The sequence below is a fragment of the Polaribacter sp. Z014 genome (assembly GCF_023555435.1).
GTDB lineage: Bacteria > Bacteroidota > Bacteroidia > Flavobacteriales > Flavobacteriaceae > Polaribacter.
Map to the genome: position 1 here is coordinate 1 of NZ_JALCZP010000038.1, position 13,676 is coordinate 13,676.

Annotated in this window: 11 protein-coding genes and 2 tRNA genes; 8 read left to right on the forward strand and 5 right to left on the reverse strand. The window is 30.2% G+C overall.

Translation table 11 applies throughout. The features are described from left to right. Positions 1-51: 51 nt before the first annotated feature. The 3 genes from MPF19_RS18310 to MPF19_RS18320 form a co-directional block, all read right to left on the reverse strand. Positions 52-354 carry a hypothetical protein gene (locus MPF19_RS18310; protein ID WP_249989738.1) on the reverse strand — a complete coding sequence of 101 codons (303 nt, stop codon included), beginning with the start codon at positions 352-354 and terminating at the stop codon, positions 52-54. A 40-nt stretch (positions 355-394) separates the two neighbouring features. After that, positions 395-760 (reverse strand): hypothetical protein, encoded by a 366-nt coding sequence (locus MPF19_RS18315; protein ID WP_249989739.1) that lies wholly within the window; start codon positions 758-760, stop codon positions 395-397. 325 nt (positions 761-1,085) lie between these two features. Then, positions 1,086-1,158 (reverse strand) — tRNA-Phe (locus MPF19_RS18320). Positions 1,159-1,282: 124 nt separating this feature from the next. Here MPF19_RS18320 and MPF19_RS18325 point away from each other — a divergent pair. The 7 genes from MPF19_RS18325 to MPF19_RS18355 all read left to right on the forward strand — a co-directional run bounded on the left by MPF19_RS18325 (position 1,283) and on the right by MPF19_RS18355 (position 8,897). Beyond that, positions 1,283-2,011: a type III pantothenate kinase gene (locus MPF19_RS18325; RefSeq protein ID WP_249989740.1), complete on the forward strand. Its 729-nt coding sequence runs from the start codon at positions 1,283-1,285 to the stop codon at positions 2,009-2,011. After that, positions 2,008-3,297 (forward strand): BamG family beta-barrel-assembly machinery protein, encoded by a 1,290-nt coding sequence (gene bamG, locus MPF19_RS18330; protein WP_203394136.1) that lies wholly within the window; start codon positions 2,008-2,010, stop codon positions 3,295-3,297. The genes MPF19_RS18325 and bamG overlap by 4 nt, the downstream gene beginning before the upstream one ends. A gap of 15 nt (positions 3,298-3,312) precedes the next feature. Further along, entirely contained in the window at positions 3,313-4,644 is a 1,332-nt protein-coding gene (locus MPF19_RS18335) for a tetratricopeptide repeat protein (protein WP_203394135.1), read from the forward strand. A 6-nt stretch (positions 4,645-4,650) separates the two neighbouring features. Further along, positions 4,651-5,214: an LPS export ABC transporter periplasmic protein LptC gene (lptC, locus tag MPF19_RS18340; protein ID WP_203394134.1), complete on the forward strand. Its 564-nt coding sequence runs from the start codon at positions 4,651-4,653 to the stop codon at positions 5,212-5,214. 1 nt (position 5,215) lies between these two features. After that, complete coding sequence (locus MPF19_RS18345) at positions 5,216-5,416, forward strand: hypothetical protein (RefSeq protein WP_203394133.1); 201 nt, start codon at positions 5,216-5,218, stop codon at positions 5,414-5,416. Between the two features lie 15 nt (positions 5,417-5,431). Continuing rightward, positions 5,432-6,697, forward strand: coding sequence for a hemolysin family protein (locus MPF19_RS18350; RefSeq protein ID WP_203394132.1), 1,266 nt, complete (start codon positions 5,432-5,434; stop codon positions 6,695-6,697). Positions 6,698-6,806: 109 nt separating this feature from the next. Beyond that, positions 6,807-8,897 (forward strand): peptidylprolyl isomerase, encoded by a 2,091-nt coding sequence (locus MPF19_RS18355; RefSeq protein WP_249989741.1) that lies wholly within the window; start codon positions 6,807-6,809, stop codon positions 8,895-8,897. Between the two features lie 384 nt (positions 8,898-9,281). On the opposite strand, the gene odhB is transcribed toward MPF19_RS18355, so the two are convergent. Further along, a complete protein-coding gene (gene odhB, locus MPF19_RS18360; protein ID WP_249989742.1) occupies positions 9,282-10,493 on the reverse strand; it encodes a 2-oxoglutarate dehydrogenase complex dihydrolipoyllysine-residue succinyltransferase in 1,212 nt (403 codons plus the stop codon). Positions 10,494-10,655: 162 nt separating this feature from the next. After that, a complete protein-coding gene (locus MPF19_RS18365) occupies positions 10,656-13,394 on the reverse strand; it encodes a 2-oxoglutarate dehydrogenase E1 component (protein ID WP_249989743.1) in 2,739 nt (912 codons plus the stop codon). Positions 13,395-13,590: 196 nt separating this feature from the next. Here MPF19_RS18365 and MPF19_RS18370 point away from each other — a divergent pair. Then, a tRNA-Asn gene (locus tag MPF19_RS18370) sits at positions 13,591-13,664 on the forward strand. Positions 13,665-13,676 lie beyond the last annotated feature (12 nt).

Consider the following 13,676-nt stretch of genomic DNA (forward strand, 5'->3'; position numbering starts at 1 on the left):
ATTTAGAGGTGTTAGAAATATCAAATTTTTCCTTTTTAGACTCTCAAATATTTATGCATAATTTCTGAATCCCACAACTTTTGGACTTGATCCCAGATTTCGTTCTTTTAATATTATTTTAAGCTCGTTATTCTTTTTTGAATTACTTATTAATTTATAAATAAAATAGATAGGAAATAGTAAAGGAATGATCACTATAGTGTTTTTTGAAATAATAGATGAAACAATTCCTATCACGACTATACTGGTAAGAAATCCTATCATTAAAGCACTTATAAATTCAGACTTTTTTAATTTCTTTTTTTCAATTAATAGTTGTTCGTTGGTTAATTCAGAAATATTATTTTTTCCCATAAGTTAATTTTAGATTTCGTTTTGGTATTAAATAAAATTGTTATACATTTTTGTCTGTCGTATTTTGATCCTTTCTATGATTGTCAAAAATTTCAACTCCAGTTTTCAAAAATCCAATAAGTCCAATTCCTAAAGTTATAGCTCCAAAAGATAATTCCTTAAGATTTTCATTACTTATTATGGATAAACCAAAAATCCCATAGGCTAATATCGAAAAAGTAGTCAAGGAAATCGTAATTATTATAATTTTTCCCTTTCTTGGGTTTTTCCATATTTTCTTCTCGAAATTAAGAGATGTTTTAGTTGTGTCTTGAAGTGTTGAAAAGCTAATTGCTAATCCTATAAAAATTAAAAAAGAATTTAAATTTTCAAATAGAATATTAATGTTTTGAGTTAAGTATTTCATTCCATTAAAATACAGTTTAACTGAAAAATACATAGCAATTATTTTATTGATTTAATTTCTTTTCATTTATAAACTCTTTTTTTTCTATTAACTGCATTAAAGCTAACTCTAACGGTATTAAATCGTTTCAATCTTTTATATCAGAAGTTAACGAAAATAGTTTTTTAAAGATTTAGAAACAAACTAATTTAGTTCTTTTATGGTTGTTTTTAAAACTACATTTTTCCTTGATCGTTTTTAAACAAGTAAATGTTTTTTATTAGCACTTTATTTAGTGTTCTAAAAAGAAAAACCCTATAAACATTGAGTTTATAGGGTTTTTAAGTGGTACCTCCAGGAATCGAACCAGGGACACAAGGATTTTCAGTCCTTTGCTCTACCAACTGAGCTAAGGTACCATTGGTTTAGAAGTTAAATTAACATCTTTGCCTTAGCGGTGGCAAATATACAACCTTTTTTAAGTTGTGCAAGTATAAAATTAAAAAAATCTATTGTATTTTTGATTTTCATATAAAATTAAAGATGAACTTAATAATTGATGCAGGCAATACAAGGATAAAAGTAGCTGTTTTTGAGAATGATACAATTTTTGATATGGTTGTTGTTGATAGAAAAAATTTTTTATCAGAAATAAAAAAAATTTTAAAAAAATATAAAATTAGCCATGGAATTTTGTCTTCGGTTAGTTTTATATCAGAAACAACGATAGAAAAACTACAAAATTTAGTCCATTTAATGGTTTTATCATCATCTACAAATGTTCCTTTTGTTAATTTATATAAAACGCCAAATACTTTAGGAGTTGATAGAATTGCTTTGGTGGCTGGTGCGGTAAATGAATTTCCTAATAAAAATATACTAATTATAGATGCAGGAACTTGTATTACATTCGATTTTGTTAATAAGCAATCGGAATATTTAGGAGGTGCAATCTCTCCCGGAATAAAAATGAGGTTTCTTTCGTTGAATCATTTTACAGCCAACTTACCTTTATTAGAAAAAGAAGAAATGAGTAACGTTATAGGGCGCAACACAAAAGAGAGTATGAATTCTGGAGTTGTAAATGGAGTAATTCAAGAAATTGAAGGCATAATTAATCAATATAAAAAAAAATATATGGATTTAACAGTGGTTTTAACAGGAGGAGACACAAAATTCTTGTCAAAGCAATTAAAAAGTAGCATATTTGCCAATCAAAATTTTCTTCTTCAAGGATTAAATAGAATATTGATATTTAATATAGACAAATGATTAGACATATATTATTAGTTTTTTTACTAATAAGTTCTTTAACTATTACGGCTCAAAGAACAGGATCTTCGCCATATTCTTTTTTTGGTATAGGTGATGAATTTAACCCAATTACAGTAGAACAAAGTGCAATGGGAGGCATTGGAGTTGCCTTTAGCCATTATAAGTATTTAAACTTTACAAATCCCGCTTCGTATGCTAGTTTAAGGTATACAACGTATTCTTTTGGTTTGTTAAATAATAAGTTATCGATAGATAATAAAGGAGAAACACAGTCTTCTAATTCTACAAGTTTAAGTTATTTTACATTGGCATTTCCTCTTGGTCATAAAGCAGGTATGTCTTTTGGTATACAACCGATTTCTTCTGTAGGGTACTCTTTATCTAATTCTATTTTAGATGATAGTGGTGTAATTATAGAGAATACAGCTTTTTCTGGGGATGGTGGTGTAAGTAGAGTTTACTCTAGCTTCGGTATAAAAGTATATAAAGAATTATCTTTAGGTATAGAAGTAGATTATAAATTTGGAAGTATAGATAAGAGTATTACGAGTCAAAGGTTAGGTGTTTCTTTAGCAACTAAATATAAAGAAGCTACCGTTGTTAGAGGTGGTTCTGTAACTCTTGGAGCACAATATAAAAAGGCTCTTAAAAATAAGATGATTCTAAGTGGTGGAGCTACTCTAAAAATGGGGAATGATTTAAAAGTTACTGGAGATGATTATTTATACTCTCTTACTTTTACAGGTTCTGGTTCAGAATTTGGTAGAGATACTATTTCTCAAAATGGTATAACTGGAAATTATAAGTTGCCTTTAAAAACAATTTTGGGAGCAGGTTTAGGGAAAGATGATAAATGGTATGTTGGTTTAGAATACGAAAATCAAGATGCAATAGAAACTACTGGTTTTTTAAATACACCTAATAATGCTTATAAATATGGTAAATCAAATAGAGTTTCTTTAGGTGGTTATTATTTGCCTAAAATAAATTCGATTTCTAGTTATTGGGAAAGAGTTACGTATAGAGGTGGTGTTCGTTTTAAAAAGACTGGTTTATTGGTGGATGGTTCTTCTCCTCATACAAATTATACGTCTGTAGATGACTTTGGCATATCTTTTGGTTTAGGTTTACCATTGAAACAATTATCCTCTCTAAATATGGGGTTTGAATTTGGTAAAAGAGGAACAACCAGTAATAATTTAATTAAAGAAAATTATTTTAATTTTAGATTAAGTTTATCTTTGACAGACACTAATTGGTTTCAGAAAAGAAAAATAGATTAACAAAAAACTAACAAAATGAAGAAAATTACGTTTTTACTAGCTGCAATGTTATTATTAGCATCAGCAAAAACAAATGCGCAAGACGATGCAAAAAGAGAATGTACAATTAAATACAATCTTTTTAAAGGAGATTTCCAATCAAAAAAGTATGAAGAAGCTTTTAAAGATTGGTCTTATTTAATGGATAACTGTAAAGATTTATCGGTAAACATTTATAAATTTGGATCAACTTTAGCAGAAGATGTTAGAAAAGATCCTGTTTTAGCAAAAAGAGTTTACGAACAAAGGCTTCAGTATTACCCAACAGATAATCCTGCAAAAGTACATAGTGATTATGCTACTTATTTGTTAGATAATAAATTAGCTTCTGATGATGAGGTTTTTGCAATTTTAGAAAAAGGATATAGTATAGATCCTACTAAAATGGGCGTAAAGAACTTATATATTTATTTTCAGGGAGTTACAGATAGAAATAAAGATACAAACCCTCAAAAAGTATTTGATACTTATGATGATGTTTTAGAATCTGTAAGTGAAAAATTAGAAGTTTATGCTAAGAAATTAGTAAAATACCAAGATACTACACAAGTTTTAGATAAAAGAGATAAAAGTTTAAAAAGAGCTTATACTATTAACTCTAAAGCATTGGGTACTGTAGAAGGTGGTTTAGATGCTATTATTTCTGAAATTGCTACCTGTGAAAGATTAGTGCCATTATACAGAAGAGATTTTGAAGCAAATAGATCTAATGCTGTTTGGTTAAAAAGATCAGTTTCTAGAATGTTTAACAAAGGTTGTGAATCAGATCCTTTATATCAAGAGTTAGTAAGAGCTTATGCAGAAGCATCTCCTTCTCCTGAAGCATATTCATTCTTAGCGAGTGTTTTAGAAGATAATGGAGATACAACTGGAGCAAATTCAATGAGAGAAAAATCATTTAATTTAGAAACAGACCCTTTAAAGAAAGCAAAATATAAATTAAAGTTTGCACATGCAGCTAAATCTAGAGGACAGTTAAGTAAAGCTAGAAGTTTAGCTAGAGAGGCTTTAAGTTATAATCCTAATTTAGGTAAAGCATATTTATTTATTGGAAGTTTATATGCTTCTAGTGTAAATAATTGTGGTAGTGATGAATTTGAAAAAAGAATGGTATATGTTGCTGCTTTAAACCAAGTGCAAAGAGCTGCCTCTGTAGATCCAAGTATTTCATCTACGGCAAGTTCATATATTAGAAGTTATAGAGGAAATGTACCAAGTAAAAAAGTTATTTTTACTGCAGGTGTAAATCCAGGTAGTAGTTATACAATAAAGTGTTGGATAGGAGAAACTGTAAGAGTTCCTAATTAATCTTTTGTGAATAATTATAAAAAAATATTATATAAAAGCATTGCTGTACTATTTGTTACAGTAATGCTTTTTTCTTGCTCTAACAACACCAAAGAAGTTAGAGATTTTTTAGCGTCTAAAAACTTACCAGTTAGTATCGCAAAAAATGCATTTCATGTATATAAAGATTCAGGTAGAATTACTTCAAAATTAATAACACCTTTATTGTACGATTTTAGTAATAGAAAACAACACCCTTATAATGAATTTCCGAAAGGAATAGAAATTGTAAATTTTGAAGGAAAGGATTCAGTTACCATTACAGGCGATTATGCTTTGTCATATTCAAAGACGCTAATCTCTGAAATTAAGGGCAATGTGGTTGTTGTAAACCCTAAAGAACACTCTAAATTAAAAACAGAGCAATTGTTTTGGGATCAAAAGACTAATTACTTTTTTTCTGAAAAAGCATTTACATTAACTACTTTAAAAGATACTATTTATGGTGTTGGTTTTGAATGTAAAGAAAATTTAAGCAAATATTTAGCTAAGAAAACAACAGGAAGGTTAGTAACTTCAGAAAAAGAATAAAATGAATACAGTTTGGAAAATATTTCAATATGGCTATTTAGTAGTAGCTATAATATGTTTAATAGAAGGCATTGTTAGATGGAGTGAGGAAAGAGAAAAAGCATATTTGTTTCTTGGAGCTTCTATTTTTATTACCTTAGTTTTTTTCTTTAAAAGACATTTTAGAAAAAAAGTAGAAACAAGAAATAACCAAAACCAATAGATTATAAATTTCTTGATGGAAATTGAAGTCATAATTATACTAATCTCAATTATTCTTTCCGCATTCTTTTCGGGAATGGAGATTGCATTTGTATCCGCCAATAAACTACATATAGAGTTAGAAAAAAAAAGAGAAGGTTTTATTCCTAGACTTCTTAACAAAATTACCCAAAAGCCATCAAAATTTATTACTACCATGCTAGTTGGTAATAATATTTCTTTAGTAATTTATAGTTACTACATGGGGGAAGTCTTAATTAGCATTCTACCTAATGATATTTTTAATGAATTTTCTACCCTTCTTATACAAACTATTATTTCTACAATAATTATATTAATTACGGCAGAATTTTTACCAAAAGCAATTTTTAGAATTTATGCCAATGAAGTATTAAAGATTTTTGCTTTACCAGCTTATATTTTTTATGTTTTATTTCACTTCTTTTCTGAAGTGATTACTTTGATTTCAGATTTTTTTCTTCGTGTTTTTTTTAAAACAAATGCAGAAGAACAACAAACGGAGTTTAGTAAAGAAGAATTGGGGTATTATATTACCGAACAATTAGAAACGGGTAATAATGATGATGAAGTAGATTCTGAGATTCAAATTTTTCAAAATGCACTCGATTTTCATAATGTAAAAGCAAGAGAGGTTATGGTTCCTAGAACCGAAATTGTTGCTGTAGAATTACACGAAAAAGTAAGCAATTTAAAAAACATTTTTATAGATTCTGGTTTGTCTAAAGTATTAGTTTATAAAACATCTTTAGATGATGTAATAGGGTATATAAATGCCTTTGAACTCTTTAAAAAACCAAAAACTATTAAATCTATTTTATTACCTGTAGAGATTGTGCCAGAATCTATGATGATCAACAATATTCTAAATAGTTTAATGAAAAAACGAAAAAGTGTTGCTGTTGTGGTTGATGAATATGGTGGGACATCTGGAATGATAACTGTAGAAGATATTGTAGAAGAATTATTTGGGGAAATTGAAGACGAACATGATAGTCAGGAATTTTTAGAAAAGAAAATATCTGAAACTGAATTTAACTTTTCGGCAAGATTAGAGGTAGATTATTTAAATGAAGAATATAATTTAAATATACCAAAATCTGAGGCTTATGAAACTTTAGGAGGTTTTATTATAGAACAAACAGAAAATATTCCAACCGAAAATGAAGTAGTTGATATTGAAGATTTTGAGATTAAAATCTTAAAAATGAGTAGTGCTAAAATAGAAGAAGTTCGTTTAAAAAAAGTAGATGAAGATGCTTAGAATGTCTCTTTATTTTTAGAACTATTTAGTTACTACTAATAAGTATAAAATCGGTTGCAATATTAAAACCCAAATCGTATATTCGCAAACTGAAATTAAATAAATTCGTATGGCAATTTTATCAAAAATTAGAGAACGTTCAATGTTCTTAATCATTATAATTGGTTTAGCACTTTTTGCTTTTGTATTAGATCCATCTACTTTAGGTGATTTTTTCAATTCAAGTAAAGTAAATCAAGTAGGTGAAATAAATGGAGAGTCTATCTCAAGACAAGAGTTTTCTGCAGAATTAGAAGCGTATAAACAACAAGTAGGAAATGGTGTTACAGAAATGCAAGCATCTAAAAATGTTTGGGATAATATTGTTAGAAAAAAAATCTATCAAAATCAATTATCAGAAGCAGGAATTACGGTTGGTGAAGCAGATGTGTGGAATGAAGTAATTAATGCTCCTTCAGTTAAAGATAACCCTCAATTTCAAAATGCAGCAGGCTTATTTGATGAAGCAAAATTCAAGCAATTTTTAGCAGACACAAAAGAGAATAATCCAGATATGTGGAGAGCTTGGTCTAATTATATGACTCAAATTAGAGATAATGGAGAGAGAAATACATATAATAATTTAGTTACTGCAGGTCTTGGTGCTTCTTTAAAAGAAGGAGAAGCTCAGTATTTTGTAGACAATACAAAATTATCTTCTCAGTTTGTATTTGTACCTTATACATCAATTGCAGATAGTTTAATTAACGTATCTAAAGGAGAAATAGAATCTTATATCAAAGCAAATGCAAATAACTTTAAAGTAGATGAATCTAGAGATATATCTTACGTAAAGTTTGATATTACTGCTTCATTAGAAGATGAAAACAATATTAAAGCTAGTGTTGCCGAATTAATTGAAGATTTTAAAAGCGCTACAAATGATACTGAGTTTTTAAGTGAAAATGATTCTGATACAAGTATTGATAATAATTTTAAATTTCAAAAAGAGATTAATGCAACAGTAGCTTCAGAAATTTTTAAAGGAACAAAAGGAGATGTTTTTGGTCCATATAAAGAACAAGGATATTTTAAAATATCAAAAATTACTGCTGTTACTAATATGCCAGACTCGGCTAGAGCAAGTCATATTTTAATTCCATTTATTGGAGCTCAAAGAGTTGCGCCAAATGTTACAAGAACTCAAGACGAAGCTAAAATTTTAGCAGATAGTATTTTAACGGTAGTAAAAAGAAACAAAAATAAATTTGCAGATTTAGCTAAAACGTTATCTTCAGATATCGGTTCAGGAGCAAAAGAAGGAGATTTAGGTTGGTTTACTTATAATAGAATGACTCCTAAGTTTAGAGATTTTGTTTTTGAAGGGAGTAAAGGAGATATTGGAGTTGTAGAAACACCATTTGGTTTCCATATTATTAGAATTGATGGTCAAAAAAATAATCAGAAAGCATTAAAATTAGCAACTTATAGTAGACAAATAATTGCTTCTGAAGCTACTGAAAATGCGATTTTTCAAAAAGCAGAACAGTTTGCTTTAGCAACATCAAAGGATAAAAAGTTTTTTGAAATAGCAAAAGAAAATAAATATATAACAAGACCTGCTATTGGTTTAAAAGTTTTAGATGAGAATGTTCCTGGTTTAGGTAATCAAAGACAAATTATTTCTTGGGCTTTTGGTAAGGATACAAAACCTGGAGATTTTAAACGTTTTGATTTAGAAGGAAGTCATGTAGTTGCTTTTGTTACTGCTAAAACAGAAAAAGGATTAATGTCTGCAGCTAAGGCAACAAACACTGTTAAGCCTATTTTGATAAACCAAAAGAAAGCAAAATTAATTGCAGACAAATTTAATGGAAGTACTTTAGCGGATATTGCTAAAGAGAATAATACAAACGTTAGAAATGCAAGCGGTATTAATTTAAAAAGTCCAACTTTATCAGGTGCAGGTTCTGAGCCTAAAGTAGTAGGAGCAATGTTTAATGCAGAATTAAACAAAGTATACAAAAACATTGAAGGTAATAAAGGTGTGTATGCTTTTGCAGTAACTAATAAACAGTTGCCAACTACTTTACCTAATTATGAAGTTGCTAGAAAAAGTATTGCAGAGGCAAGAAAAGCAAAAACTTTTACAATGTACGAGGCTCTTAAAAAAGCTTCTGATGTAGAGGATAACAGATCAAACCTATACGTAGGTAACTAAGTTTCCTTTTATATAAAATATAAAATCCGTTCAAATTTTTGAACGGATTTTTTTGTTATATAAAGACTTTATGTTCACATAACTATATTATACCAAAAATGGCTTTAGAACATTATATTTAAGATAATAACATGGCTTAAATAGGTGGTTTACGTAAGGTTGGTGCTGTTCTAGTGTTACTATGTAGTTTGGGTTTGATAAGTTATTTTATATGTCCTAAAACAGTTGTTTTGTATAACAACTTTAAAGAGATGTTTTTTAATAGAAGTAGGGCAATTATAGAAAACTATTTTAAATAAAAAACCTTTCTGATTTCTCAAAAAGGTTTTCAATATCTAATAAGTCAAATTGCTCGACTTTATTTCATCTTGTTTCAAAAGGAAACTACATTTCTAAAGCTTTTGAAGGATTGTTATCCATCAATAATTCAATAGGGTTTTCTAAAGCTTCTTTAACGGCTACTAAGAAACCAACAGATTCTCTACCATCTACAATTCTATGATCGTAAGATAAAGCAACATACATAATTGGTTGAATTACAATTCCGCCATTTACTGCCATTGGTCTGTTAACAATGTTGTGCATTCCTAAAATTCCACTCTGAGGGGGGTTTAAAATAGGAGTAGACAACATAGAACCAAATACACCACCATTGGTAATTGTAAACGTTCCACCAGTCATTTCATCAATAGTAATTTGTCCATCTCTTGCTCTAATAGCTAAACGTTTAACTTCAGATTCTACACCTCTAAAAGATAAGTTTTCTGCATTTCTAATTACAGGAACCATTAAACCTTTTGGTCCGGATACTGCAATAGAAATATCTTGAAAATCGTTCTTTATTTGGTAATCTCCATCAATCATAGAGTTTACATCAGGGAATAATTTTAAAGCTCTAACAACTGCTAAAGTAAAGAAAGACATAAAGCCTAATCCAACTCCGTGTCTTGCTTTAAAAGCTTCTTTATACTCCGTACGTAAATCAAAAATTGGTTGCATGTTTACTTCGTTAAAAGTAGTTAACATAGCCGTTTCACTTTTTACAGCTACCAAACGTTCCGCAACTTTTCTACGTAACATAGACATTTTTTTGCGCTCTGTTCCTCTAGAACCACTAGCTGGTTGCGTTCCCATAGAAGGTACTGCTTTTACAGCATCGTCTTTGGTAATTCTACCATCTTTTCCACTACCTTTTACAGTAGAAGGAGCAATTCCTTTCTCAGCTAAAACTTTTTTGGCCGCAGGAGAAGCTGTTCCGGTTGCATAAGTAGCAGCTTTTGGCGCTTCTTTTACTTCAACTTTCTTTTCTTCTTTTGGGGCTTCTGTTTTTGCAGGTGTATCTCCTTCTGGTTTTGCTGCGCTTGTATCAATTAAGCAAACTACTGCACCAACTGCTACAGCATCGCCTTCCTCTGCTTTTAAAGTAATAATTCCACTTTCTTCAGCAGGCAATTCTAAGGTTGCCTTGTCAGAATCTACTTCTGCAATAGGTTGATCTTTTTCTACATAATCACCATCTTCAACTAACCAAGTTGCAATTTCTACTTCTGTAATTGATTCTCCCGGAGAAGGAACTTTCATTTCTAAAACACTCATGCTTTCTTAATTTATTAATACCAAACTTAATACGGTACGCTATTTAATTATTTTTTATTTTCTTTTATTTATTTGGGCGTTTTAACAGGCTTTCCATTATATCTTTTTATTTTTCCTTTACAGTCAAAATAAAAAGGATGTCATTTCAATCCTTAACGCGACTTACTCAGTGTCAAAAACACTGTCTATAACAGCTTTATGACGTTTTTTAAATCTTGTACTAGAACCAGCTGCAGGCACTGCATAGTATTTACGAGAACGAACTGTTAATTTGACTAACTCAAAACGTTCTAACATATAACTCCATGCTCCCATGTTTCTAGGTTCTTCTTGTGCCCAAATATATTCTTCAATATTAGGGTATCTATCAATTACTTTCTGAATTTTCTCTAAATGTAAAGGAAACAACTGCTCAATCCTTACCAAAGCAATATCATCTCTATCTAAATTTTCTCTTTCTTCCAATAAATCATAATAGAATTTACCCATACAGAAAACTAATTTCTTTACTTTTTTAGGGTTTATTGTATCATCTATTACCTCTTGAAAATCATTAGTTGCCAATTCTTGAATAGTACTCACTGCTTTTGGATGACGTAATAAACTTTTAGGTGTAAATACAACTAAAGGTTTTCTATACGTACGTTTCATGTGTCGACGTAATAAATGGTAGAAATTTGAAGGAGTTGTACAATTGGCAACAGTCATATTATCTACAGCACATAATTGTAAGTAACGTTCTATCCTTGCTGATGAATGTTCAGAACCTTGTCCTTCATAACCATGAGGTAATAAAACAACAATTCCGTTTTGTAATTTCCATTTATCTTCGGCAGCAGAAATATACTGGTCAAACATTATTTGTGCTCCATTAGAGAAATCTCCAAACTGCGCTTCCCAGATAGTTAAGCAGTTTGGGTTAGCCATGGCATAACCATAATCAAAACCAAGCACACCGTATTCAGATAATAACGAGTTGTAAATCGTCATCTGTCCTTTATTATTTGGGTTTGTATTTAGTAAGTTGATACGTTCTTCTGTAATTTCATCACGTAAGATAGCGTGTCTGTGAGAAAATGTACCTCTTTCTACATCTTGTCCAGAAATTCTTACGTTATAACCTTCTTCCATTAAAGTTCCGTAGGCAAGCGTTTCTGCCATTCCCCAGTCTAATTTATTAGTTTCAAAAGCCATTTTTGCTCTTCCGGCTAAAATACGTTCTGCTTTTCTAACAAAGTTTGCTCCTTCCGGAACTGTAGAAACTACTTTTGCAATTTCTTTTAATTTTACTTCGTCATATTTTGTATCATCCGTAAGTAACATTGCAGATAAATCTTGGCGTTCAAACCCTTCCCAGGTAGATTGCATAAATTCTCTAACAATAGATTTTTCTACTTTTTTAGCTTCATCAAATTCTCTTTCAAGCATTTGTTTAAACTCAGTAGTAATTTCTTTTAAATAAGAATTATCTATTGTACCTTCAGCTAGCAATTGTGCTGCATAAATATCTTTTGGATTTTTATGTTTAGAGATTGCTTTATATAGTTTTGGTTGTGTAAAACGAGGTTCGTCACCTTCATTATGGCCATATTTTCTGTAGCCTAATAAGTCGATGAAAATATCTTGTTTAAACTTCATTCTAAACTCTAATGCCATTTCCATTGCATGACAAACAGCTTCTGTATCATCTGCATTCACATGTAATACTGGTGATAAAGTTACTTTTGCAACATCTGTACAGTATGTACTAGAACGTGCATCTAAATAATTGGTTGTAAAACCAATTTGGTTATTTACAACAATATGGATTGTTCCACCTGTTTTATAACCATTTAATTTTGCCATTTGAGTTACCTCATACGCAATACCTTGACCTGCAATTGCAGCATCACCGTGAATTATAATTGGCAATATTTTACTTTCATCACCATCGTACTTTCTATCAATCTTAGCTCTTGTAATTCCCTCTGCTACGGCGGCTACCGTTTCTAAGTGAGATGGATTAGGAACTAGATTCATTTTAATTTCGTTACCATCTCTATAGGTTTTACTTAAAGTTAAACCTAAATGGTATTTTACATCTCCATCGATATCTTCATCTTCGAAATCTTTCCCTTCAAATTCACTAAATAAATCTCTAACAGGTTTTTTAAAGATATTTACTAAGGTGTTTAAACGACCTCTATGCGCCATTCCTATCACACATTCCTTTACGCCGTATATTTCCGCGGCATCTCTTAAGATAACGCTCATTCCCGGAATTAAGGTTTCTCCTCCTTCTAAAGAAAAGCGTTTTTGACCTACGTATTTAGTTTGTAAAAAACTCTCAAACGTTACTGCTTGGTTTAATTTACCTAAAATATATTTTTTAGCCTCTATAGAATAGCTTGGGTGGTTGTCGTTTTTGTTAAAACGTTCATGCCACCATTTTAATTTTTCAGGGTTACGCATATACATGTATTCTACACCAATAGAATTACAATAAATACGTTGTAAGTTTTTTATAATTTCAGAAAGTGTTGCTTTACCCAAGCCTAAAACTTCACCAGCAGAGAACTCTGTCTCTAAATCGATTTCGGAAAGTCCAAAATTTTCGATATCTAAAGTAGGTGAATATTGTCTTCTGTCTCTAACCGGATTTGTTTTTGTAAATAAGTGACCACGTGTTCTGTAGCCATTAATTAAATCTACAACAAAGAATTCTTTACGAACTTCTTGAGGTATTTCTGATGAAACTTCTTCTTCTTCCTCTTTTAAAGAATAATTCTCATTAGCTAAATCATATCCCTGAAAGAAGCTTCTCCAGCTTGGTTCTACGGCATCTGGGTTTATTAAATACTTATCATATAAATCAGCTATAAAGCCTGTGTGTGCTGCGTTTAAAAACGAAAATTTATCCATATTATAGTTTCTACTTTTTTAAAGTATGTAATGCAGAATCAAAAATACAAATTTTGTATTAAACGTGTATTTATTTAACAATAATAATACAAAATACTTTTTCTTGTTTTTTTTTAATCTTTTTTTTAAAAATGTTTGGAGATGTTAAAAAAGGGTGTATATTTGCACTCGCAAAACGCATTTATGCGTCGCAAACTCCTTCTTAGCTCAGTTGGTTAGAGCATCTGACTGTTAATCAGAGGGTCCTAGGTTCGAGTCCTAGAGAGGGAGCAAAAAAAGTCT

What these genes read in the sequence shown, in the direction of transcription:
- MPF19_RS18310 (WP_249989738.1), bottom strand. Translation starts at nt 354, where the DNA reads ATGGGAAAAAATAATATTTCTGAATTAACCAACGAACAACTATTAATT.
- MPF19_RS18315 (WP_249989739.1), bottom strand. Translation starts at nt 760, where the DNA reads ATGAAATACTTAACTCAAAACATTAATATTCTATTTGAAAATTTAAAT.
- MPF19_RS18325 (WP_249989740.1), top strand. Translation starts at nt 1,283, where the DNA reads ATGAACTTAATAATTGATGCAGGCAATACAAGGATAAAAGTAGCTGTT.
- bamG (WP_203394136.1), top strand. Translation starts at nt 2,008, where the DNA reads ATGATTAGACATATATTATTAGTTTTTTTACTAATAAGTTCTTTAACT.
- MPF19_RS18335 (WP_203394135.1), top strand. Translation starts at nt 3,313, where the DNA reads ATGAAGAAAATTACGTTTTTACTAGCTGCAATGTTATTATTAGCATCA.
- MPF19_RS18345 (WP_203394133.1), top strand. Translation starts at nt 5,216, where the DNA reads ATGAATACAGTTTGGAAAATATTTCAATATGGCTATTTAGTAGTAGCT.
- MPF19_RS18350 (WP_203394132.1), top strand. Translation starts at nt 5,432, where the DNA reads ATGGAAATTGAAGTCATAATTATACTAATCTCAATTATTCTTTCCGCA.
- MPF19_RS18355 (WP_249989741.1), top strand. Translation starts at nt 6,807, where the DNA reads ATGGCAATTTTATCAAAAATTAGAGAACGTTCAATGTTCTTAATCATT.
- odhB (WP_249989742.1), bottom strand. Translation starts at nt 10,493, where the DNA reads ATGAGTGTTTTAGAAATGAAAGTTCCTTCTCCGGGAGAATCAATTACA.
- MPF19_RS18365 (WP_249989743.1), bottom strand. Translation starts at nt 13,394, where the DNA reads ATGGATAAATTTTCGTTTTTAAACGCAGCACACACAGGCTTTATAGCT.